This is a genomic window from Hymenobacter negativus, from assembly GCF_016056375.1.
Taxonomy (GTDB): domain Bacteria; phylum Bacteroidota; class Bacteroidia; order Cytophagales; family Hymenobacteraceae; genus Hymenobacter; species Hymenobacter negativus_A.
In genome coordinates this window covers 847344-871264 of sequence record NZ_JAEDAE010000001.1, presented here as the reverse complement: position 1 = coordinate 871264, position 23921 = coordinate 847344, and the positions used below count along the sequence as shown (strand labels likewise).

The 23921-nt window shown below is 58.7% G+C and carries 17 protein-coding genes, 1 tRNA gene and 1 pseudogene; 16 read left to right on the top strand and 3 right to left on the bottom strand.

Annotation, left to right across the window (positions count from 1 at the left end):
* Nucleotides 1-22: 22 nt before the first annotated feature.
* Both I7X13_RS03765 and I7X13_RS03760 read right to left on the bottom strand, forming a co-directional pair.
* A complete protein-coding gene (locus tag I7X13_RS03765) occupies nucleotides 23-1504 on the bottom strand; it encodes an exonuclease domain-containing protein (protein WP_198074397.1) in 1482 nt (493 codons plus the stop codon).
* 140 nt (nucleotides 1505-1644) lie between these two features.
* Nucleotides 1645-2841, bottom strand: coding sequence for an AI-2E family transporter (locus I7X13_RS03760; RefSeq protein ID WP_198074396.1), 1197 nt, complete (start codon nucleotides 2839-2841; stop codon nucleotides 1645-1647).
* A 207-nt stretch (nucleotides 2842-3048) separates the two neighbouring features.
* Between I7X13_RS03760 and I7X13_RS03755 the strand changes: the two genes are divergently transcribed.
* From I7X13_RS03755 to rplT, 8 genes and pseudogenes are all read left to right on the top strand, one after another.
* On the top strand, nucleotides 3049-4980 hold the full coding sequence (locus I7X13_RS03755) for a DNA topoisomerase IV subunit B (RefSeq protein WP_198068472.1): 1932 nt from the start codon (nucleotides 3049-3051) through the stop codon (nucleotides 4978-4980).
* A gap of 696 nt (nucleotides 4981-5676) precedes the next feature.
* Nucleotides 5677-8397 (top strand): DNA gyrase/topoisomerase IV subunit A, encoded by a 2721-nt coding sequence (locus I7X13_RS03750; protein ID WP_317191528.1) that lies wholly within the window; start codon nucleotides 5677-5679, stop codon nucleotides 8395-8397.
* 297 nt (nucleotides 8398-8694) lie between these two features.
* Complete coding sequence (locus I7X13_RS03745) at nucleotides 8695-9504, top strand: tetratricopeptide repeat protein (RefSeq protein WP_198074395.1); 810 nt, start codon at nucleotides 8695-8697, stop codon at nucleotides 9502-9504.
* Between the two features lie 19 nt (nucleotides 9505-9523).
* Entirely contained in the window at nucleotides 9524-10702 is a 1179-nt protein-coding gene (locus I7X13_RS03740; protein WP_198074394.1) for a tetratricopeptide repeat protein, read from the top strand.
* A 121-nt stretch (nucleotides 10703-10823) separates the two neighbouring features.
* On the top strand, nucleotides 10824-12758 hold the full coding sequence (thrS, locus tag I7X13_RS03735; RefSeq protein WP_198074393.1) for a threonine--tRNA ligase: 1935 nt from the start codon (nucleotides 10824-10826) through the stop codon (nucleotides 12756-12758).
* A gap of 256 nt (nucleotides 12759-13014) precedes the next feature.
* Nucleotides 13015-13572: pseudogene (infC, locus tag I7X13_RS03730) on the top strand (translation initiation factor IF-3); the annotation flags it as partial.
* A gap of 210 nt (nucleotides 13573-13782) precedes the next feature.
* Nucleotides 13783-13977, top strand: coding sequence for a 50S ribosomal protein L35 (rpmI, locus tag I7X13_RS03725; RefSeq protein ID WP_070731735.1), 195 nt, complete (start codon nucleotides 13783-13785; stop codon nucleotides 13975-13977).
* A gap of 160 nt (nucleotides 13978-14137) precedes the next feature.
* Nucleotides 14138-14482, top strand: coding sequence for a 50S ribosomal protein L20 (gene rplT, locus I7X13_RS03720; protein ID WP_168672944.1), 345 nt, complete (start codon nucleotides 14138-14140; stop codon nucleotides 14480-14482).
* 185 nt (nucleotides 14483-14667) lie between these two features.
* Here the strand turns inward: rplT and I7X13_RS03715 are convergent.
* Nucleotides 14668-14741, bottom strand: a tRNA-Met gene (locus I7X13_RS03715).
* A gap of 132 nt (nucleotides 14742-14873) precedes the next feature.
* On the opposite strand from I7X13_RS03715, the gene I7X13_RS03710 reads away from it, so the two are divergent.
* The 8 genes from I7X13_RS03710 to bshB1 all read left to right on the top strand — a co-directional run bounded on the left by I7X13_RS03710 (nucleotide 14874) and on the right by bshB1 (nucleotide 23886).
* Nucleotides 14874-15287 carry an START-like domain-containing protein gene (locus I7X13_RS03710; protein WP_211531973.1) on the top strand — a complete coding sequence of 138 codons (414 nt, stop codon included), beginning with the start codon at nucleotides 14874-14876 and terminating at the stop codon, nucleotides 15285-15287.
* A gap of 98 nt (nucleotides 15288-15385) precedes the next feature.
* Nucleotides 15386-16840: an LptF/LptG family permease gene (locus I7X13_RS03705; RefSeq protein ID WP_198068464.1), complete on the top strand. Its 1455-nt coding sequence runs from the start codon at nucleotides 15386-15388 to the stop codon at nucleotides 16838-16840.
* 157 nt (nucleotides 16841-16997) lie between these two features.
* Entirely contained in the window at nucleotides 16998-17273 is a 276-nt protein-coding gene (gene rpsO, locus I7X13_RS03700) for a 30S ribosomal protein S15 (protein ID WP_198068462.1), read from the top strand.
* Between the two features lie 200 nt (nucleotides 17274-17473).
* Complete coding sequence (pnp, locus tag I7X13_RS03695) at nucleotides 17474-19645, top strand: polyribonucleotide nucleotidyltransferase (protein ID WP_198074392.1); 2172 nt, start codon at nucleotides 17474-17476, stop codon at nucleotides 19643-19645.
* A 123-nt stretch (nucleotides 19646-19768) separates the two neighbouring features.
* The gene (locus I7X13_RS03690) at nucleotides 19769-20632 is read left to right on the top strand and encodes a sigma-70 family RNA polymerase sigma factor (RefSeq protein WP_035566352.1); all 864 of its coding nucleotides are present in this window, start codon (nucleotides 19769-19771) and stop codon (nucleotides 20630-20632) included.
* Between the two features lie 187 nt (nucleotides 20633-20819).
* Nucleotides 20820-21755 carry a thioredoxin-disulfide reductase gene (trxB, locus tag I7X13_RS03685; RefSeq protein WP_198068459.1) on the top strand — a complete coding sequence of 312 codons (936 nt, stop codon included), beginning with the start codon at nucleotides 20820-20822 and terminating at the stop codon, nucleotides 21753-21755.
* Between the two features lie 142 nt (nucleotides 21756-21897).
* Nucleotides 21898-23019 carry a peptidoglycan DD-metalloendopeptidase family protein gene (locus I7X13_RS21875; RefSeq protein ID WP_211531972.1) on the top strand — a complete coding sequence of 374 codons (1122 nt, stop codon included), beginning with the start codon at nucleotides 21898-21900 and terminating at the stop codon, nucleotides 23017-23019.
* Nucleotides 23020-23166: 147 nt separating this feature from the next.
* A complete protein-coding gene (bshB1, locus tag I7X13_RS03675; RefSeq protein ID WP_198068458.1) occupies nucleotides 23167-23886 on the top strand; it encodes a bacillithiol biosynthesis deacetylase BshB1 in 720 nt (239 codons plus the stop codon).
* Nucleotides 23887-23921 lie beyond the last annotated feature (35 nt).

The following is a 23921-nucleotide window of genomic DNA, read 5'->3' as shown; positions in this document are numbered from 1 at the left end:
CTCCGAATCAGCAAAGTCGAAATCACCCAAACACTTTCACCCGTTCACCCTTGCGCTTGGTGCGCAGGTGCAGTCGAATAATTTGCTGAATGTCCTTATTGTCGGTGTACTCCTTTATCGCGTCGCGGAAATCGGCCAGCTTACGTGCCGAAAACGACTCGTCCACGTAGCCGAAGCCCCGGTAGCGCCCATTCTCCACCAGCACAATGCTCTTTTCAAGTTCCGTGCGCCCCGGCCCGATGACCACAAACGACTCGTGCTCGTAGCTGATGGAGTCGATGGCCTCGTCCACGCGCAAGTTGTAGCTCTCGGGCGGCTCCTGGCCCACGCAGGCGCCCTGGCAGCGGTGCACCTGGTAGTCGAAGCACGCGCCCTGCGTTTTGTAGAGCCCGCACAGCTTCTGGCAGAGGTTGTACTTGGCCACTTTGTGGTAGAGAAAGCCCTGCGCCTTGTACTGGTTACCCAGCGCGATAATCGGAATTTCGGCGTTGCGGGCATCGGCGCGGCCGTAGGCCAGCACCTTGTAGCCGTCCTCGTTGGTGCGCAGGTAGATACCCGCCGGAAACACCGAGCGCCGCTGCGCCCGGTTGTAGGCCGGTTTCATCTGCTTAATCAGGTGCGACTCATACAGCAGTGCCACCAGCTCCGAGCCGGTCAGCTCCCAGGTAATGTCCGCAATGGAGTTCTTGAACTCCAGGCTCTTGCGCGACTTCACATCAATGGCAAAATGCTGCTGAATGCGCTTGTAGATGTTGATGCTTTTGCCCACGTAAATCACCTCGCCCGCCTCGTTGTGGAAGTAGTACACGCCCGTGGCCTGCGGCAGATTGGCCACCACCGAAGCCGGCAGCAGCGGCGGCATCAGCGCCTCCCGGATGGCGGTTTGTACGGCCGCCACGCGCTTGGGCGAGGGCTTTTTGGCGCGGGCTGCCTGGCCGCTGGGGGCCAGGGCATCTACGCGGGCCAGGGTGTGGCTGGTGTCCTGGCCGTGGGGCAGGTCCTCGTTTTCGCTGGTGATTTTGAGGAGCTTGCCGAAAAGCAGGGCCGTGGCGTGGGCATCGCCGGCGGCGCGGTGCCGGCCTTCGAGCGGGATGCCGATGTTCTGACAGAGCTTGCCCAGGCTGTAGCTGGGCTGGCCGGGAATGAGGCTGCGCGACAGCCGCACGGTGCACAGCGTTTTGCGCGAGTAGTTATAGCCGAGGTCGGCAAATTCTTTCTTCAGAAACGAGTAGTCGAACCGCACGTTGTGGGCCACAAACACGCAGCCTTCGGTCATTTCCACCACCTTGCGCGCTACCTCATGAAACTTAGGCGCGTCGCTCACCATGTCGTTGGTGATGCCCGTGAGCTGGGTGATGAACGGCGGAATGGCCCGGCCGGGGTTGAGCAGCGTGGCAAACTCGTCGACGATTTTCTCGCCGTCGTGAATGTAAATGGCTATTTCGGTGATGCGGTCCTGGGTGGGCTGCCCGCCGGTGGTTTCAAGGTCGATGATGGCGTACAAGGCGCGGCACGGAAGAGGGTCGAAAAGAAAGCTAACAAACTTAGCCCGGTAGAAGGTTGCGTTTTAGTGGTTAACGGTTCGTGATACGCTAAAGCACTCATTAACTAATAATCACTAACAGTTAACTACTAGCCATTAATCTACATCCGCTTTATCATCTGCCAGGCCTTGGCAAAAAAGCCCGTCTTGTCGTCCGACTTATCGTTTTGCGTTTCTTCGCCATCGGTCACGTCGCCGAGCAGGAAGCCCCAGGGCTCGGTGGTTTTGCTGGCATCAAACAATACTTTCAACACGGCCACCAGCGGAATGCTCAGAATCATGCCCGGCGTGCCCCACAGCTCGCCGCCCAGAATCAGGGCCACGATGGCGGCCATGGGGTTGATGCTCACCTTCGAGCCCGTAATCATGGGGGTGATGAAGTTGCCTTCCAGAAACTGCACGAACATGAATACGCCCACCACGGCCGCCGCCTTGCCAATGGAGCCGGTTTCGACCAGCGTCACCAGCGCCGGAATGGCCGAGCCCACCATGATGCCGATGTAGGGAATGACGGCCAGCACCGAGGCAAACACGGCAAAGAACACGGCGAATTTCACCCCCAGCAGCAGCAGCCCGATGGCATTGAGCACCGACACCACCACAATCACCGTGAGCAAGCCCTGGATGTAAGCCTGCACCACGGTCTGGATATTATCCATGGTGTGCAGCACTGTCGTGCGCTTGTCGGGAGCCACGAAGCGGAACATGAACTGCCGCATGTGGTCGCGGTAATAGAGAAAGCAGAAGATATAAATTGGAATCAGCGTGGTAACGCTTAGCACGGCGGCCGTCATGCTGAGCGTGGAACCCAGGTAGCCGCCGGCCGATTTCTTCACCGATTTCATCGTCTTATCAATCAGCTCTTCCTTGCTCATGGGCTGGTAGCCGAATTTCTGGCTGGCCCACTGCTGAATCTGGTCGAAATACACCAGTGTTTTTTCCTGGAGCTTGGGCAATTCGTCGCGCAGCGTCAGCAGCTGCGTGCCAAAGAGGTAGAACAAGCCCGCCAGTGCCGCCACCAGCAGCAGCAGCGTCATGATGATGGCCCAGATGCGCGGCAGCTTCCACTTTTCCAAGCGCACCACCAGCGGCAGCAGCAGTACCGAGAGCAGCCCCGCAAACAAAATGGGCAGCAGCACGCCGTCCAGCTTGTGCAGCACAAACACCAGCAGCGACAGCCCAATCAGCAGAAACGTGTAGTGGATAATGGGTGACTGCTTCACCTCAGCCGGCGCGTGGTTGTGCGCGGGCGTGGGTATGTTGCGCGGTTGGTTGATGGTATTGGGACGGGGGAACATAGTTATCAAGCGAAAAGCAGCAGGGGAGAAGCGCGAAAAAAAGCAGGCCGGCTGCCCCCGGCCGCGTGAACCCGGACGGTTGGAGCCGTGTTGGAAGCTAAATAATTTGGCGGGGTTGACTAAGCTCACTGGCAGCGGGCGGCTTGCCGTGCCGCTGTTTTCTGCGTTATTTTACCCCGGAACTGCCCTCCTTACGGATTTTTTTAGATGAACGACGAACAATTACCGCTGGCTCCGGCCGCGGCCGACCACGGCTACAACGAAGACAGCATCCGCTCGCTCGACTGGCGCGAGCACATTCGCCTGCGGCCCGGCATGTACATCGGCAAGCTCGGCGATGGCTCGGCCTACGACGACGGCATTTACGTGCTGGTGAAGGAAGTCGTGGACAACTGCATCGACGAGCACGTGATGGGCCACGGCCGCACCATCGATATCAAGATTTCGGACTCGAAAGTGCAGGTGCGCGACTACGGCCGCGGCATTCCGCTGGGCAAAGTGGTCGATGTGGTGAGCAAAATCAACACCGGTGGCAAGTACGACAGCAAGGTGTTTCAGAAGTCGGTGGGCCTTAACGGCGTAGGCACCAAGGCCGTGAACGCTCTGAGCGGCTACTTCCTAGTGCAGAGTGTGCGCGAAGGCGTGCTCAAGGCCGCCGAGTTTGCCCAGGGCAAGCTGGTGCAGGACCCCAAGCCCGCCAAAACCAGCCAGCGCAACGGCACGCTGGTAGTGTTCCAGCCCGACGACACGATTTTCAAGAACTACCGCTTCATCCCGGAGTACCTCGAAAATCAAATCTGGAACTACGTTTACCTCAACGCGGGCCTCACCATCAACTTCAACGGCCAGAAGTATTACTCCGAAAACGGCCTGCTCGACCTGCTGGCCCGCAAAGCCGACGTGGAGCACCTGCGCTACCCCATCATCCACCTGAAAGGGCCGGATATTGAGATGGCCATGACGCACGGCAACGACTACGGCGAGGAGTATTATTCCTTCGTGAACGGACAGTACACCACGCAGGGCGGCACGCACTTGGCGGCCTTCCGCGAGGCCGTGGTGAAGGCCGTGCGCGAATTTTACAAGAAGGACTACGATGCTTCCGATATCCGGGCCAGCATCATCGGGGCCATTTCGGTGCGCGTACAGGAGCCGGTGTTCGAATCGCAGACCAAGACCAAACTGGGCTCGGTGAACATGGGCGAAGACGGCCCCACGGTGCGCGGTTTCATTCTCGATTTCGTCAAGGAGCACCTCGACAACTACCTGCACAAAAACGCGCTGGTGGCCGAAGCCCTGCGCAAGCGCATTGAGCAGAGCGAACGGGAGCGCAAGGACATGGCCGGCGTGAAAAAGCTGGCCAACCAGCGCGCCAAAAAAGCCAACCTGCACAACCGCAAGCTGCGCGACTGCCGCTTCCACCTGGGCGAAAACAGCAAAGACGGAGCCGAGAAGGAAGCCCTCACCACACTGTTCATCACCGAGGGCGACTCTGCGTCGGGCAGCATCACCAAGAGCCGCAACGTGGAGCTGGAGGCCGTATTCAGCCTGCGCGGCAAGCCGCTAAACTGCTTCGGGCTGAAGAAGAAAATCGTGTACGAGAACGAGGAACTGAACCTGCTGCAGCACGCGCTCAACATCGAAGAAGGCATCGAACACCTGCGCTACAACCGCGTGGTGGTGGCCACCGACGCCGACGTCGACGGCATGCACATCCGCCTGCTGCTGCTCACGTTCTTCCTGCAGTTCTTCCCCGACCTCGTGCGCAACGGCCACGTGTTCATCCTCGAAACGCCCCTGTTCCGCGTCCGCAACAAGAAGGAAACCATCTATTGCTACAACGAGCAGGAAAAACAGGCCGCCATTAAAAAGCTGGGCCGCAACCCCGAAATCACCCGCTTCAAAGGCTTGGGCGAGATTTCGCCGGATGAGTTCGGCAAGTTCATCGGCGAGAACATCAAGCTCGAACCCGTGATTTTGCAGTCCGACCGCAGCATTCAGCAGGTGCTCACCTATTACATGGGCAAGAATACGCCCGCTCGCCAGGAATTCATCATCGACAACCTGCGCCTCGAAAAAGACCTCATTACTTCCGACGTGCTGCCCGTGGCCGAGGTAGCCGAAGCTGATGTAGTCTGAGCCGAAATTCAACCCAGCCGTCTCATTTTGGGAAAATTAGCCGGAAGCTCAGCCGCTGGCCGCATAAATTTTCCCGAAATGAGTAGCTAGTGTTTGGGAATAATTATTTTTTGTGTACGTTTGCCCCGTCGCCTAGGGGTAGACTAGTCGACATATTCCACGGAAAAGCCCGAGCCTTTGGTTCGGGCTTTTTTCTTTCGGGGTTGGCTTGTCCCGAAGTAGGCATCTTCAAGCCTTCGGCTTAGTGAAGTTTGGCTATTTTATTTAGTTTGCTTTTCGGCGATAAAAGTCCGAAATTTGGCTTTGCAGACGTAATGTGCTTCGGCGGTTTACCCGTCGAAGGATTATAGTTCGCTAATAATTTTGGGAACTTTCCGGGCCGGTCCGGAATTGTAATTTATTGCGCTCCGCGCTGATTCCGGTATTTTTGACGGCAGTACGCCGACCTCATTCGTTTCCCCTGTGGCTTCTCTCGATACTCCCAATTCCGACGCTCCCGACCAGGATTTCTTACAGCCCGGTGATTCCGTGGATTTTGATTTGTCTGCCTTCTCGCCTGCGGCGGATGCTGATGCTCAGGAATCCGCCGACTTATCAGACGAACCAACCGGGGAAGGGGCTGATGAAACCGCGCCATTGGCCGCCGATTTGTTCGGCAACGTGCCCCTGACGCCGCCCCAGCCTGAGGCCATTCCGGTGGAGGAAGAAACCGAGGAGGAGCCCAAATTCGCCCCCGGCGAAACCATCCACGACGTGGCCACCGTGCGCGGCATGTACCAGAACTGGTTTCTGGACTATGCCTCCTACGTGATTCTGGAGCGCGCCGTGCCCGCCATTGAGGACGGTCTCAAACCCGTGCAGCGCCGCATTCTGCACGCCATGAAGGAGATGGACGACGGCCGCTTCAACAAAGTGGCAAACGTCATCGGCCAGACGATGCAGTACCACCCGCACGGCGACGCCAGCATCGGCGATGCTATGGTGAACCTGGGCCAGAAAGACCTGCTCATCGAAACCCAGGGCAACTGGGGCGACGTGCGCACCGGCGACGGCGCCGCCGCACCCCGCTACATCGAAGCCCGCCTGAGCAAGTTTGCGCTCGACGTGGTGTTCAACCCTGATACCACCGAGTGGCAGCTGAGCTACGATGGCCGCAAGCGCGAGCCCACCACGCTGCCCGTGAAATTCCCACTGCTGCTGGCGCAGGGCGTGGAAGGCATTGCCGTGGGCCTGAGCACCAAGATTATGCCCCACAACTTCCGTGAGCTGTGCAAGGCCAGCATCGACGTGCTGCGGGGCAAGGAAGTGCAGCTGTTTCCGGACTTTTCGACCGGCGGCCTGTGCGACGTAAGCAACTACAACTCGGGCATGCGCGGGGCCAAAATCCGGCTGCGCGCCACCATCGAGAAGGTCGATAAAACGCTGCTTGTCATCCGCGACATTCCCTACGGCTCCACCACCACGGCGCTGATGGAGAGCATCGTAAAGGCCTCGGAAGCCAACAAAATCAAGATTAAGAAGGTAGTCGACAACACGGCCGCCGACGTGGAAATTCAGGTGCAGCTGCCCGCCGGTGTGTCGCCCGACCTGACCATGGACGCGCTGTACGCTTTCACCGACTGCGAAATCAGCATCTCGCCCAACACCTGCGTCATCATCGACGAAAAGCCGCGCTTCGTTGGCGTGGAGGATGTGCTGCGGCTGAGCACTAAGGCCACTGTGCGCCTGCTGGAGCGCGAGCTGGAAATCCGCCAGGACGAGCTGTGGGAGAAGTGGCACAACGCCTCGCTGGAGAAGATTTTCATCGAAAACCGCATCTACCGCAAGATTGAGGAGTGCGAAACCTGGCCCGAAATTCTCGAAACGATTGACAAGGGCCTGAAAAAGTTCGTGCGCGTGGAAGGGGAGAAGGCTAAGGCCGACGACCAGCGTATTGTGCTGCGCCGCCCCATTACCGAAGATGACCTCACGCGCCTGACCGAAATCCGCATCAAGCGCATCTCGAAATATGACGGCTTCAAGGCCGACGAGTACCTGCAACGGCTGGAAGCCGAACTAGCCGAAGTGGCCGACCACCTGGCCAACCTCACGCGCTACGCCATTGCCTACTTCGAGGGCTTGCTGAAGAAGTACGGCGCGGGCCGCGAGCGAAAAACCCAGCTCCGCACCTTCGATGTGGTGACGGCCCAGAAAGTGGCCATCGCCAACCAGAAGCTCTACGTGAACCGCTTAGACGGTTTCGTGGGCTACGGCCTCAAGAAGGACGAGTTTGTGTGCGACTGCTCCGACTTGGACGACATCATCGCCATTAAGCGTGACGGCACGTTCATGGTGACCAAAATCGGGGATAAGACCTTCGTGGGCAAGGACATCCTGCACGTTGGCGTATACAACAAGAATGATGACCGGCTGGTGTACAACATGGTGTACCTCGACGGTGCCTCTGGCATCAGCTTCGCCAAGCGCTTCCTGGTATCGGGCATCACCCGCGACAAAACCTATGACCTGACCAAGGGCACAAAGGGCACCAAAACGTTGTACCTCACGGCTAACCCTAACTCAGAATCGGAAATCGTCAGCATTCAGCTGTCTGACAAAGCCCCGGCGCGGGTGAAACAGTTCGACTTCGATTTTGCCGAGTTGGGCATCAAGGGCAAGGGCTCGATGGGCAACATCGTAACCAAGCAACCCATCAAGAAAATTACTCAGAAAACGTTGGGTGACTCGACGCTGGGCGGTCGCGAGATGTTCTTCGACAGCGTGGTGGGCCGTCTCAATACGGCCGGCCACGGCCGCTACCTGGGCACCTTCGACACCGAAAACGTGCTGCTGGTGGTGCACAAGGATGGCAGCTACGAGCTGACCGCGCCCGACCCGGCCATCCACTTCGACGTGCCCAATATGGTGCTGCTGCGCAAGCTGGAGCCCGACACGGTGCTCTCGGCGGTGTATCTGGATGGCGAAACCAAAATCCACTACGTCAAGCGGTTCAAGATTGAAACCAGCACGCTAGGCAAGCGCTTTACCTTCATCTCGGAAGCCAAAGGCTCGAAAATGTTGGCCGTTACGGCCAATCCCGAGCCGCTGGTTGAAGTGAAAATCCAGAAGGACAAGAAGGCTGACAAGGAAACCGAGAAAATTGCGCTGCACGAGTTTATTGACGTGAAAGGGTGGAAGGCGATGGGCAACAAGCTCAACTACTTCAAGGTCCACGCCCTCACGCTGCTCACCGACGAAGGCCCCGAGCCGCAGCGCCGCGAAGTGAAGAAGCGTACCGCCGCGCCCAAGCCCGGCGAAACTCCCGCCAGCGCCGAAGCCCCGGCCGAGCCGGCCGGCCCCGTCGACATCACCGCCGAGGACGTGGCCCGCGCCCAGGAGTTGCTGAAGCGTCCCAAGGCGCAGCTGGGGCTGTTCTAGCGCGGCCCCCTCGTGAAGCGGCGGAACCAAGCCGAGCGGCATGCTAATTGATGCTGCGTGGCTTGATTCCGCCGTTTTCGAATCCTTTTGCGCCCTTTCTTTACGGTTATGCTTGTGTTATTTCGGTGGTGGTCGTACGTAGCCTTAATGCTCCGATTGGGACGTGGTGGGCTTGGTTGCGCCTTTCTGCTAGGGGCACTGATTGTGCAGCCGGCAGCCGGTCAAATTCGCCTGCATTCCATCAAGCCTGCTGCCCGCCCGGCACCGACGACCGCACCGCCAGCTGACCCGCCTGCCGTGCGCATCAAGCTATTCCAGGCCGCTGCCCTTGCCAACAGCTTCAAAGATTCTGAGGCTCTTGCCGTGTATCAGGAAATCCTAAAAGAGATACCGACCCACTACCTGGCCCTGTGGCAGGCCGCCGTGCTGAGCGTGAAAATCGGCACCCGCTACTCCGATGAAACCCGCAAATCGGCTTATTTCGACCTCGGCCGCCAGTATGCCGACCGCGCCCTGCTGCTGAAGCCCGAGGGCGGCGAAAGCAACTACGCCGTGGCGCTGGCCCTCTTCAACCAAGCTACTTTATATCGCGCCGGAGCTCGCCTCAAGGCCTTCAGCGACCTGCGCTCGCACGTGTACTTAGCTACTGAGCGCCGGCCCGACCTGCCCGAAACCTGGCAGCTGCGCGGCCGTTGGCAGTACCGCGTGGCGCACTACAACCTGATTGAGCGCCTATACAGCAAAATCGTATTGGGCGGCGTGCCTCCTGGCGGCGACAGTAAAGAAGCCATGGCCGACCTGGAGAAAGCCCGCGAGCTGGCCCCCCAAAACCTTCAGTTCTGCTATGACTTGGCCCGGATGTACGTCTACCAGGGCCGCCGCCGCCGCGCCATTGCCGTGCTGCGCGAAGCCGAGCGCCTGCCCACCATCACCAGCGAAGACTTGGTAGTGAGCCGCCTGTGCCGCAAAATGCTGCCCCCGCTGCTCCGCGCCGATGCCCGCCGCCAGAAACGCCGGGTGCGCGAGGGCAAAAAGCCCAAACCGGCTATTCTGGCACCGGGCGAGTCCATCCGGGCGCGTCGCGACACCCTCAGCCGCAAGCAGTAGCTGCTAGCTTTGCATTTACATGACCATGCGCTTCCCGGTTTCGATACGGTTTTCCTCGCGTTGGCTGCCGCTGGTGGGCTGCCTGGCCGTAGCGGCCTGCCAGTCCGCGCCCTCCGAGCAGCCTGACACACTGGTGAACCTCGCCACTGTGCAGAGCGGCCCCCGCGTGCAGGCCGATGAGCTCAACGGAGCCATTGCCCGCGAGCCCCGCAATACCGCCCTGCTGGCCCGCCGAGCCACGCTGCGCCTTGCCGCCGGCCAGCCCAGCGCTGCCCTTGCCGACGTAGCCGCCGCCCTGGAAATAGACGACGCCAGCGGCAATCTGTATTTTATTCAGGCCAAGGCCTACCGTGCCCTGGGGCAACTCCCCGCCGCGCTAACCGCTGCCCGCCAGGCCGCCGACCAAGGTTTTACCGGCCCGGAACTGCCGCTTTTTGTTGGCGAAACCTACCTTGCCGCCCGCAACTATCCCGCCGCTCTCGACAACCTCGACCGCACCCTGCGCCTCGACCCCAACCAGCCCGCCGCGCTCTTCTACAAAGGCCTCGCCTACGCGGCCACCGCCGATACGAGTACCGCCGTGCAATACCTCCAGGATGCCCTGTCCCGCGACCCCCGCGAACCCGAAATCCTCCATCAGTTGGCTTTCCTGCTGAATGCTTGGCGCATTCCTGCCGAAGCGGCGCGCTACGCTGCATTGGGCATGAAACTCGATACCACTTCTGGCCTGTTGCGATACGATTACGGCCGTCAACTGGAGCTACAGGGCCATCCCGACAGCGCCCTCTGGTACTACCGCCGTGCCCTCGCGCTCGATACCAGCGTGTACCGGGCCGATTACCGCCTGGGCCTGGCCGCCGCCAAACTCCGCCAGCCGGTGGCCGTCATCCAGCATCTCACCCGCGCTTTGCGCCGCAACCCGCGCCTGCCCGAAGCCCGCGCCCTGCTCGCCGAAGCCCTCGAAACCCAGAACCGCCTGCCCGAAGCGTTGGCGCAATACCGTTTTCTGGTGGCCGAAAATCCTGGTAATCCTCACTGGACGTTTAAAGTGTGGAAGATGAACGGCCTGGTTCAGGCATCGCTGCCTGACAGCCTACGTACCGCCCCGCGCTACTATTACCGCCGACCCGTGGCCCGGCCCCGCATCGAACCCTTGACCCCGGTTTCGCCGTTGCGTCCGGCAGAAGTCAAACAGTAACCCGAAATTTCAATCAGAGCCGACATCGGTATTTGTTTGCCCGAAAAAAATACCGCCCCTCCCGGCGCAAGTGCTAACTTGCGCCCTGCCTGCCCCAAGCGGGGCCTTTTTACCTAGTATTATGCTCAACATCACCCTCCCCGACGGCTCCCAGCGCCAGCTGCCCGACGGCGCGACTGGCTACGACGTAGCCGCCAGCATTTCCGAAGGCCTTGCCCGCAATGCCCTCGCCGTCACCGTGAACGGTGACGTGCGCGACCTCCACCGCCCTTTGCCTGACAACGCCCAGGTCGCCATTCTTACCTGGAACGATACCGCTGGCAAATCCACTTACTGGCACTCCTCGGCTCACCTCATGGCCGAGGCGCTGGAAGCACTGTACCCAGGCGTGAAGTTGGCCATCGGCCCAGCCATCGAAAACGGCTTTTACTACGATGTCGACCTCGGCGAAGGCCGCAGCATCAGCAGCGAAGACTTCCCCGAAATCGAGAAGAAGATGCTGGAGCTGGCCAAAAACAAAAGCCAGTACGTCCGCAAGGAGGTCTCGAAGGCCGACGCCATTGCCTACTTCACCGAAAAACAGGACCCCTACAAGCTGGAGTTGCTTGAGAACCTGGAAGACGGCAACATCACCTTCTACACGCAGGGCGGCTTCACCGACCTCTGCCGCGGCCCGCACATCCCCGACACCGGCAACATCAAGGCCGCCAAGCTAATGAACGTGGCCGGCGCTTACTGGCGCGGCGACGAAAAGAACAAGCAGCTCACGCGCCTCTACGGCATCACCTTCCCCAAGGCCAAGGACCTGGCCGAGTACCTCGAGCGCCTCGAAGAAGCCAAACGCCGCGACCACCGCAAGCTTGGCAAAGAGCTGAAGCTGTTCGCTTTCTCCGAGAAAGTAGGCGCGGGGCTGCCCCTGTGGCTGCCCAAAGGCACCGCTCTGCGCGAGCGCCTCGAGCAGTTCCTGCGCAAAGCCCAGGTGAAGGCCGGCTATTCGCCCGTTGTCTCGCCCCACATCGGCGCCAAGGAGCTGTACGTAACCAGCGGCCACTACGAGAAATACGGTGCCGACTCGTTCCAGCCCATCAAAACGCCCAACCCCGGCGAGGAATTCTTCCTCAAGCCGATGAACTGCCCGCACCACTGCGAAATCTATAAAACGGAGCCTCGCAGCTACCGCGACCTACCCGTGCGCCTTGCTGAGTTCGGCACCGTGTACCGCTACGAGCAGTCGGGCGAGCTGCACGGCCTCACTCGCGTGCGCGGCTTCACGCAGGACGACGCCCACATTTTCTGCCGCCCCGACCAGGTGAAGGAGGAATTCATGAAGGTGATTGACATCGTGCTGTACGTGCTCAAAGCCCTCGATTTCCCCGATTTCACCGCCCAGATTTCGCTGCGCGACCCCGACAACAAAACCAAGTACATCGGCTCCGACGAAAATTGGGAAAAGGCCGAAAGCGCCATCCAAGAAGCCGCCCTTGAAAAAGGGCTCAACACCGTGACGGAATACGGTGAAGCCGCCTTCTACGGTCCCAAGCTCGACTTCATGGTGCGCGACGCCATCGGCCGCCGCTGGCAGTTGGGCACCATTCAGGTCGATTACAACCTGCCCGAGCGCTTCGACCTCGAATACACTGCCGCTGACAACTCCAAGCAGCGCCCAGTGATGATTCACCGCGCCCCGTTCGGCTCGCTCGAGCGCTTCGTAGCCGTGCTTATCGAGCACTGCGGCGGCAACTTCCCGCTCTGGCTCACGCCCGAGCAGTTCATCGTGCTGCCCATTTCCGACAAATACAGCGACTACGCCTACCAGGTGAAAGCACAGCTGGAGCAGCACGACCTGCGCGGCACCGTGGATGGCCGCGATGAGCGCATCGGCCGCAAAATCCGCGATGCTGAAATGGGCAAGATTCCCTACTTGCTGGTAGTAGGAGAGAAGGAAGCCCAGGATAATATCATTTCCGTGCGCAAGCACGGCGAGGGCGACCTTGGCTCCATGCCGCTGGAGGCGTTTGTAAAAAGCGTACAGAGCCAGATGGTGGATGCGATGTAATTAGCTGATAGCAAGTCTATCAGGTTGAACCCTGTGAAGCACTTTATTGCGCTGGAACAAGTAGTTCGGGCGTGATAAGGTGCTTCATTACGTTCAGCTTAGCAATGATTTAACGGACATCTACAAATTCCTTCGGCACGCAGCTTGGCTTTCCCATTTAAAATGCCGATATTTGCCCCCTGATAACCAGGCCTTACCCGGCCTAAACCGCCCAGAATCTCATTCCCCGCCACTTTTTTAGCAGGAGGACCAAACCATAGCAGCTCCGAATCGTCGGTACGTGCCCCGCCAGCAGGTGGAAGAGCCGTTCAAAATCAATCAAAAAATCCTGGCCCGCGAGGTACGCCTCGTCGGCGACAACGTCGAGCAGGGTATTTATCCGACCGACCAGGCCCGGAAAATGGCACAGGAGCAAAACCTCGACCTCGTTGAGATTTCGCCCACTGCCAACCCGCCCGTCTGCCGCGTCATCGACTACTCGAAATTTAAGTACGAGCAGAAGAAGAAAACCCGCGAGCTGAAAGCCAAGCAGACCAAAGTCGTGCTTAAGGAAATCCGCTTCGGTCCCAACACCGACGAGCACGATTTCGCTTTCAAGGTGAAGCACGCCCAGGAGTTTTTGCGTGAAGGCGCAAAAATCAAGAGCTATGTGCATTTTGTTGGACGTAGCATCGTATTCAAAGAGCGGGGCGAAATCCTACTGCTCAAGTTTGCCCAGGCCCTCGAGGACCTCGCCAAAGTAGAGCAGCTTCCTAAGCTCGAAGGCAAGCGCATGTTCCTCTACCTGGCCCCGAAAGCGGCTGCCGTAGTGAAACCCGCCGCCAAGCCCGCTGCTCCCGCCGATGCCAAGCCGAAAGCTCCCAAGCCGGCCGAGCCCAAGGCTGAAGCCACCGACAAGACCTCCGAACCGGCTCCAGCTTCTGCCGACGCCGCCGAATAGATTTTACCCGGTTGAAGATGGCTTCCCGACCCCTGGTCAGTCAGCAATCAACAATCAACAACCAACCCTCCAACACTTACTACAATGCCGAAAGTAAAGACGAAATCCGGTGCTAAGAAGCGCTTTGCGCTCACCGGAACGGGCAAGGTGAAGCGGAAGCACGCCTTCAAATCGCACATCCTCACGAAGAAGACGACCAAGCAGAAGCGCGGCCTGACCCACACCGGCCTCGTGAGCAGCGCCGACATGAACCGCGTGCGCCAGATGCTGAATTTCTAGAGTTTGTGAGGGTAGGAGGGTATGCGGGCAGGAGTTAATTCTGCCAATGACTCCTGCCCGCATACCCTCTTACCCTCTTACCCAATTTTCACCAGGCTTCCGGCCGCAACTTTAAGCTTCAGCAGATGCTGGGCGCCGGCTGCCAAAAACTCTCAAGGTTATGCCAAGAAGTGTCAACCACGTGGCCTCGCGCCACCGTCGTAAGAAAATCATGCGTTTGGCGAAAGGCTACTATGGCCGTCGCAAAAACGTGTGGACCGTAGCCAAGAATGCCGTTGAAAAAGGCCTTCTCTATGCTTACCGTGACCGTAAAGTAAAGAAGCGCGAATTCCGTGCTCTCTGGATTCAGCGTATCAACGCCGGTGCTCGTGAGCACGGCCTGTCGTATTCGCAGCTGATGGGCGGCCTGAAAAAGGCGGGCATCGAGCTCAACCGCAAAGTGCTGGCTGATTTGGCCCTGAACCACCCCGAAGCCTTCAAAGGCATCGTGGAGAAGGCAAAATAACTGCCCCTGCGCGCAATCCACCAAGAAAACGCTGGCCCTTGGGTTCAGCGTTTTCTTGTTTTGGGCCCAGCCTGTTAGGTCCGCTAAATCATTTCGTTCTCCGCCATGGGTCGTGGCATCTGCTGACCCTAAAAGGCTGAAAACGAAAAAACCGCTCCAGTACCAGACTGAAACGGTTTTCGACGTAGCGGGAGGCGGGCTCGAACCGCCGACCTCAGGGTTATGAATCCTGTGCTCTAACCAGCTGAGCTACCCCGCCGGGTTTTTTGTGGGTGCAAAGGTAACGTTACAAAAGGCCCCGAAGCAAGGTGCTGGGCCAAATTATACTGTATTTCTTCTGTGCGCCGCCTGTTTTACGGCAGCGGTACGCGGCTTCCTTCTCCTTCGTTCTATGGCATTGCCTGATACTCAAACTAAAACGCGTTTCGTGGTGGAATTCCCCATTAATGCGTCACCCAAAATTCTTTTTCCCTACCTGGCTACCGCTTCGGGCCTTTCTCAGTGGTTTTGCGACGATGTGCGCTATGTCGAGGGCCAGCGCCTAAACTTTATCTGGGACCACGAGAACCATTACGCCGAAATTTCGGGCCAGCGCCTCAATAAGGCCGTGCGCTTCGTGTTCCTCGACGAGCACCGCCAGTCGGTGCTTGATGCCAATTCTTTGGAGTTTACCCTCGATTCATCGCAGGTGACTGACGAAGTATATCTGCGCGTGGTGGACTACTCCTCCGCCCATGATGCCGCCGAGCAGCATGAAATGTGGGAAGGCCTGGTGGCCAAGCTGCGCGACCAGGTGGGCGGCTAAGCGGCCAAATCCTTGCGTAACCGCATCGAGGTACTTTTTCTCCTCAACTTACGTTTCTGCGCTGGCGCGTTCCTTTGCGCCCTCAAGCGCTGCCTAACATGCTCAAAAAGCTCGACAAGCTTATTCTAAAGGCCTTTGCCGGCCCGTTTCTGCTCACCTTCGCGGTGGTGCAGTTTATTCTGCTCACGCACACCTTGCTCAAGTATCTAGACGATATCATCGGCAAGGATTTGGGCACGGGTGTACTGTTGCAATTGCTGTTCTATTTCAGCGTGCTTATCGTGCCCGTTTCGTTGCCGTTGGCTGTGCTGCTGTCCTCGTTGATGACCTACGGCAACCTGGGCGAGCACCACGAGCTCACGGCCATCAAGGCCTCGGGCATTGCGCTCACGCGCATTCTGCGGCCGGTGCTGCTGCTTACGGCAGGCCTGGCCATTGGCGCGTTCTGGTTCAACGAAACCATCGTGCCCCGGGCCAACCTCAAAGCGTATAGCCTGCTGTGGGACGTGCGCCAGCAAAAGCTGGCTTTGGACATCCGCGAAGGCGTGTTCTACAGCGGCATTCCCGGCTACACCATCAAAGTGGATAAGAAAACCGGTGAAAATGGCGACCGGCTGCACGGCGTCATGATTTACGACCACACCCAGAAGTCGGGTAACGCCACGGTGATGCTGGCCGATTCCGGCCGCATGTTTACCACGCACGGAGGCGGTTATCTGAGTCTGGAACTCTTCCACGGCCACAACTACATCGAGCAGCCCGATTCGCGCGACCGCGCCGGGGCTAGCTTCGTGCGTCAGGGGTTCGACCATAATGTCATAACCTTTTCATTGGCTTCATTCAGCCTGGGCCGCACCAAGGAGGACTTGTTCAAGGAAAACCGGATGATGCTCAACATCCCGCAGCTGCATTCCGCCACCGATTCGGTGCAGAAAAAGCTGCACGTGGAGCAGAAACAGCTTCCCCGGCAAATGAATGCGTACTACACCTTCGCACGATTCGATACCACCGGGCGTAAGGCTAACCAGAAAGCAGAAGGCCTTCAGGTGCCCATTACCAAGCTGGCTCCCGTCACTGTATCCATCCTTCAACAGGCCGCCAACCGCGCCCGCAACCTCCAGGCTTTCGCCAATTCCACCTCTGACCGACTAAACGACTACGCCCGCAACTCGGCCCTGTTCCGAATTGAGGTTTACCGGAAGTACTCGCAGTCGGTCGCGGTGCTGTTGATGTTTCTGATTGGCGCGCCGCTGGGTTCGATTATCAAGAAAGGCGGCCTGGGCGTGCCCATTCTAATTTCCATTCTCTTTTTTATCGTGTACTACGTGCTCAGCATCATGGGCGAGAAGTACGGGCGCGAGTTTGTGATGCCGGTAGGCCTGGGCATGTGGATGTCGAATCTGGTGCTGCTGCCCGCTGGGTTATTCTTCCTTTACCAAGCCTACAACGACTCGGGCCTGCTCGAACTCGACTTCTGGCGACGGCTGCCGCAGCGCCTGGGCATCCCGGCCCTGCGCAAAATCACGGAACCGGTGGAAGAGGTTGTAGCGTAAGTCTCGGCTTGTGATGAGAAAAAGACCTCGGATAAATCTCTCTCACGCCCTTTTATCCTGGTTTTAAATTTCGTACCTTTGCGGCACCCCAACGTGTGGGGTAGTCCAATTTCTTTTTTCATCCTAAGATCTAAGACGGGGTAACACCTATCAACCGATGATTTTAACTACTGAAGCTAAACAGGCCATCTTCGAGAAGAACAGCCTGCAGAAAGTGAAAACCGATACCGGTTCGGCCGAGTCGCAAATCGCCCTTTTCACGCACCGCATCATCCACCTCACCGAGCACCTGAAGACTAACAAGAAGGACCACAGCACCCGCCTGGGCCTCCTCAAGCTCGTAGGTAAGCGCCGCAGCATGCTGGATTACCTGCAGCACCGCGAAATCAACCGCTACCGCGCCATCATCAAGGAGCTGGGCATCCGTAAGTAAGTCCAGAATCTGAGAGTAGGGAGCCTTCCAACGAAGGTTCCCTACTCTTTTTTTGTTCGGGTTGGTTTGGCCCCGAGGCCGGCCCGGAAAGCTGTTTTGCCATCGGGGCACTGTTGTGTTTAGTTTGAGTAACGAGGGCCGCTGGCGGTGCTCGTTTTTGGCTGCTCGCCCGCTGTCGCTTTTCCAAGCAAATCCCGCTGATGTCCCAACCCCACGCCATTACCAAAACCCTGGCGCTGCCCGACGGCCGCGTTATCTCCATCGAAACCGGCAAGCTGGCCAAATTCGCCGACGGCGCCGTCGTGGTTCGCCTCGGCGACACCATGCTGCTCGCCACGGTGGTTTCGGCCCCGAGCCAGCGCGAAGGCGTTGATTTTCTGCCCCTGTCGGTTGATTATCAGGAGAAATTCGGCTCGGCCGGCAAGATTCCCGGCTCGTTTCAGCGCCGCGAAGGCCGCCTGAGCGACTACGAAATCCTGATTTGCCGCCTCGTCGACCGCATCCTGCGGCCGATGTTCCCCAAAGACTACCACTACGAGGTGCAGGTAATGATTACCCTCATCTCGGCCGATAAGGAAGTGCAGCCCGACGCGCTGGCCGCCCTGGCCGCCTCGGCCGCCCTGTCGATTTCCGACATTCCGTTTGCTGGCCCGATTTCCGAAGTGCGCGTGGCGCGCATTGACGGCCAGTTCCAGATTAACCCCAAGACTTCCGACCTGGCCCGCGCCGACATGGACCTGATGGTGGGCGCGACCGCCGACTCCGTGGCCATGGTGGAAGGCGCTATGCAGGAAGTGAGCGAAGAGGAAATGGTGGCGGCCATTGCCTTCGGCCACGAAGCCATCAAGGCCCAGTGCCAGTTGCAGAAGGAGTTGGCCGAGGCCGTGGGCCGCACCGCCGATTCGCCGACCCGCGAGTACCCCAAGTACGAGGAGAACGAGGAGCTGAAAAAGCGTATTCACGAAGGTATCTACCAGGGAGCTTACGATGTGGCCCGCTCGGGCAACACCAGCAAGCAGGGCCGCAAAGAGGGCTTCTCGCTGGTGAAAAAGGCGTTCCTTGAGCAGCTTATTGCCGAGCAGCCTGAGCTGGACATGAAAATGTTCGGACGTTACTATGGCTCGGCCGAAAAGAAAGCCATCCGCGATATGATGGTGAAAGACCGGGTTCGTCTCGACGGCCGTCAGCTCACCGAAATCCGCCCCATTTGGTCGGAAATCAACTATCTGCCCGGTGCGCATGGCTCGGCTATCTTCACCCGCGGCGAAACCCAGAGCTTGACTACGGCTACGCTCGGCACTAAGCTCGATGAGCAAATCATCGACCAGCCGCTGGCCAAGGGCTACTCAAAATTCATGCTGCACTACAACTTCCCCGGTTTCTCGACCGGCGAAGTGAAGCCGAACCGGGGCGCTGGCCGCCGCGAAATCGGCCACGGCAACCTGGCCCTGCGCTCGCTGAAGCAGGTGCTGCCCCCCGAAGAAGAAAATCCCTACACCATCCGCATTGTGTCGGACATTCTGGAATCGAACGGCTCCAGCTCGATGGCCACCGTGTGCGCCGGCTCGCTGGCACTGATGGACGCGGGTGTGAAAATCACCGGGGCCGTTTCGGGCATTGCCATGGGTTTGGTTCAGGATAAAGAAACCGGCGAATACGCCGTACTGAGCGACATTCTTGGCGACGAGGACCACCTCGGCGACATGGACTTCAAAGTGACCGGTACCGAGAAAGGCATTTGCGCCTGCCAGATGGATATCAAAATCCAGGGCTTGAGCAATGAGATTCTGACTGCCGCGCTGCACCAGGCCCGCGCCGGCCGCCTGCACATTCTGGCCGAAATGGCGAAGACGATTTCGGCCCCCGCTCCGGAGTTGAAGCCTCACACGCCACGTTCGCACAAGATGCTGATTGACAAAGAGTTTATCGGTGCGGTAATCGGGCCGGGCGGCAAAGTCATCCAGCAGATTCAGAAGGACACCAACGCCACGGTGATTATTGAGGAGAAGGACGAAAAGGGCCACGTGAGCATCTACGCCTCCAACCAGGAGGACATGCAGGGCGCCATCGACCGGATTCGCGCCATCGCGGCCCAGCCCGAAGTGGGCGAGGTGTACAAAGGCAAAGTGCGCTCGATTCAGCCCTACGGCGCTTTCGTGGAGATTATGCCGGGCAAAGACGGCCTGCTGCACATCTCGGAAGTGACGCACGAACGGATTCAGACGCTAGAAGGCTTGTTGGAAGTGGGCCAGGATATCGACGTGAAACTGGTGGAAATCGATAAGAAAACCGGCAAGTACCGCTTGTCGCGCAAGGTGTTGCTGCCCAAGCCGGAAACGGCCGCTGCCAGCAACGGCGGAGCCCAGGCGTAGTTAAGCGGACGGTCCCGAACTAATGTCGGAGGAAGCCTGTTGGCTACCTCTGACTTAGGGGACTGTCCGGACGGCTTTTTCTTTCGTATAACCCCATCAGATATCGTTCTTACCTAGTCCCCAATGAGACAGCTAAAAATTAGTAAGCAGATTACCAACCGCGAAAGCCAGTCGCTGGACAAATACCTCCAGGAGATTGGCAAGGTTGATTTGCTCACGCCCGACGAGGAGGTGACGCTCGCGCAGCGTATCCGCGACGGGGACCAGCAGGCGCTGGAAAAGTTGACCAAAGCCAACCTGCGTTTCGTAGTGTCGGTAGCAAAACAATATCAGAACCAAGGTCTTAGTCTTGGTGACCTTATCAATGAAGGCAACCTCGGTCTTATCAAAGCGGCCAAGCGCTTTGACGAAACCCGGGGTTTTAAATTCATTTCGTACGCCGTTTGGTGGATTCGCCAGTCGATTCTTCAGGCCTTGGCCGAGCAGAGCCGCATTGTGCGTCTGCCCTTGAACCGTGTGGGTTCGCTGAACAAAATCAGCAAGTCCTTCTCGGAGCTGGAGCAGAAATTCGAGCGCGAGCCTTCGCCCGAGGAAATTGCCGAAGTACTGGAGCTGACTACTTCGGAAGTGGTGGACACGCTCAAGATTTCGGGGCGTCACGTATCGGTGGATGCGCCGTTTGTGCAAGGCGAGGAAAACCGCTTGCTCGACGTGCTCGAAAACGAGGACGAGGAGTCGCCGGACATGGCCCTGATGAACGACTCACTCCGCAAGGAAGTGCAGCGCGCGCTGAGCACGCTGACAAAGCGTGAGGCTGATGTAATTACGCTTTACTTCGGGCTGAATGGCGAAGCTGCTTTGACCCTGGAAGAAATTGGCGAGAAGTTTAATTTGACCCGTGAGCGGGTGCGTCAGATTAAGGAAAAGGCTATTCGTCGTTTGCGGCACACGTCGCGCTCGAAGGCGCTGAAGCCTTACTTGGGCTAACTTCTGCTTAGTTTTGTTGTTGCAAAAACCCCGGCTGTAAGGTTGGGGTTTTTTGTACAGTTTTGTCCTGATGGGCGTCTTCCCAAATTGGGGTGCGAAGTATGCCTTGCATTTCGACTGCGCCATCAGCCACGTTATCCATCCATCGTTCAACGATACGCGAAGCAGAGCTTCGCGCTACAGTACAATGTCTGAACACATCAAATGCCTGATTATCGGCTCTGGCCCGGCTGGTTATACTGCTGCTATCTACGCGGCCCGGGCTAATATGGCCCCCGTTATGTACATGGGTTTGCAGCCCGGCGGTCAGTTGACGATTACCAACGACGTGGAGAACTTTCCCGGCTATCCAGACGGGATTATGGGCCCGGAGATGATGGAGGACCTGAAAAAACAGGCCACCCGCTTCGGCACCGACATTCGCTACGGCATTGCCACGGCGGTGGACTTCTCGGTGACGCCGCGTAAAATCACCATCGACGAAACCACGGAGCTAACGGCTGATGCCGTGATTATTGCCACCGGCGCTTCGGCCAAGTGGCTGGGCATTCCGTCGGAAGCCAAGCTGAATGGCTCGGGCGTTTCGGCCTGCGCCGTTTGCGATGGGTTCTTCTACCGCGGGCAGGACGTGGCCATTGTGGGCGCGGGCGACACTGCGGCCGAGGAAGCGACTTACCTGGCCAACCTGGCGAGCAAGGTGACCATGATTGTGCGCAAGAGCGAGATGAAGGCCTCGAAAATCATGCAGAAGCGCGTGCTGGAAAACCCCAAAATTGAGGTACTGTTTGACACGGTGACGGACGAGATTCTGGGCGAGCACGCGGTGGAAGGCGTGCGCGTGAAAAACCTGCTGACCCACGAAACCCGTGAAATCGCGCTGACGGGCTTCTTTGTAGCCATCGGGCACGAGCCGAACTCGAAGATTTTCCAGCCCTACCTGCACCACGACGAGCAGGGCTACCTGAAAACCATTCCCGGCACCAGCAAAACCAATATTGACGGTGTGTTTGCCTGCGGCGATGTGCAGGACTACACCTACCGCCAGGCCGTGACGGCTGCCGGCACCGGCTGCATGGCGGCGCTGGATGCCGAACGGTATCTGGCAGCCATGGGCATACACTAAATTTGCTTCCTGAACGTCATGCAGAGCGCCGCGAAGCATCTTTACCGCAGTAGTAATCCATTGATTGAATTAGTGGTGGCGGTGGAGATGCTTCGCGGCGTTCTGCATGACGTTTTATGAATCAGCTAATAGATTTCTGCTTTTGACTTTCCTGAAAACAACATTTTGGCGCCCGGCGCTGCTCTTGCTGGCATTGCTGTGGCTGCTGGCGGGGCTGAGCCCGGCCCTGGCGCAGCGCCGCAAGGCTCCACGCAATAAGGCCAAAGCCGGTAGTACAACCGGCAAGTCGGACTTCTTTCGCATCAAAACCCCCCGGATGCGCTATGTGCGGCCCGACACGACTACGGTCATCGAAACCGAAGAAATCCCCGACGACAACTCCGACGCTGCGAAATCCATCTATTTCAACCCAGCCAAGAAGCTCAGCATCGTGAGCGAAGACACCACGACGCTGAACGAGGGCGGACAGGAAATCGTGGAGATGTCGGAGGAGGTGCTCATTGATTCGTCGTGGGTGAAGGTGGCAGGCTATTATTCCATCTGGGATACGCACCGGGTGAACCCGTACCGCGTGGACGGCCGCAGCTACCGCGACTCGCTGAAGCTGCACCTGACTGACCCGCCCCGGCAGCGCTACGCCAAAATGCCGCTGGTGAGTACGCCCATTACCTCGGGCTTCGCCTTCCGGGGCTACCGCTGGCACTACGGCATGGACCTGGATTTGGAAACCGGCGACTCGGTAAAAACCGTGTTCGACGGCGTGGTCCGCATTCAGGCCTGGGACGGCGGCGGCTATGGCAACTACATTCTGGTGCGCCACTACAACGGCCTCGAGACCGTGTATGGCCACCTGAGCAAGGCGCTGGTAACGGTGGGTACCTTCGTGAAAGCGGGCCAGCTCATTGGCTACGGCGGCAGCACGGGGCGCAGCACGGGCTCGCACCTGCACTTTGAGGTGCGCTATCAGGGCAACCCCATCAACCCGGTGCTGATGTACGACTTCCCCGGCTACAAGCTGCGGAAAGACAATTTTACCATCACCTCGGCGCTGTTTAATTACTATAGCCGCGCCCTGGGGCACCGAAGCAGCGGCAGCCGCGGTGGGGCGCCCTCCCGCGCCCGGCAGGTGGTCACGCACAAGGTGCGCTCCGGCGATACCATGTCGGAAGTAGCCGAGCGGTACGGAGTGCGCGTAAGCACCCTCAGAAAATTGAACCCAGGGGTGCGCACCTTGCAGCCCGGCAAAAAGCTGCGGATAAAGTAAAGCTAAGTCGCCCGTACGTCGTGCCGAGCGCAGCAAAGCATCTTGCCCGCGCAACGTAATTATTTACTGCGGCGGTAAAGATGCTGCGTTGCGCTCGGCACGACGGACGCTTTTCTTCAAATTAACCATCCCCACCCAACTCTCCCTATGAAACTCGATATCCTGGCCCTCGGCGCTCACCCCGACGACGTAGAAATGTCCTGCACCGGCACGCTGCTGGCCAGCATGGCGATTGGTAAGAAAGTGGGAATTGTTGACTTCACACGGGGCGAACTGGGCACGCGCGGCACCCCGGCCACGCGGGCGGCCGAAGCGGCAGCTTCTAATAAAATCCTGGGCATCGACATCCGCGAGAACCTGGGCATGGCCGATGGCTTTTTCCGCAACGACCGGGAGCACCAACTGCCCCTCATTGCCGCTATCCGGCGCTACCAGCCCGATGTGGTGCTGGCCAATGCCATTGATGACCGGCACCCCGACCACGGGCGGGCGGCCCAGCTGGCCATTGATGCCTGTTTTCTGGCCGGTCTGCGCATGATTGAAACCCTGGGCGACGACGGCCTGCCGCAGGAAGCCTGGCGGCCCAAAAACGTGTACCACTACATTCAGGACCGGCAGCTGCCGCCCGCTTTCGTGGTTGACATCACGCCGTATTGGGAGAAGAAATGGGAGGCCATTCAAGCCTTCAAAACCCAATTCTTTAATCCTGATTTGGATGCGCCGCAAACCTACCTCTCTAGCCAGGCGTTTGGCCGGTTTATGGAAGCGCGGGCGCGGGAGTTCGGGCACATCATCGGGGTCGAGTTTGGCGAGGGCTTCACGGTGGCGCGGCCGGTGGGCGTGCGCGAGGTGGGGGACCTGCTGTAGAAAGCGGGCGCAGGTGGGGACGGCAGGGGAAACAA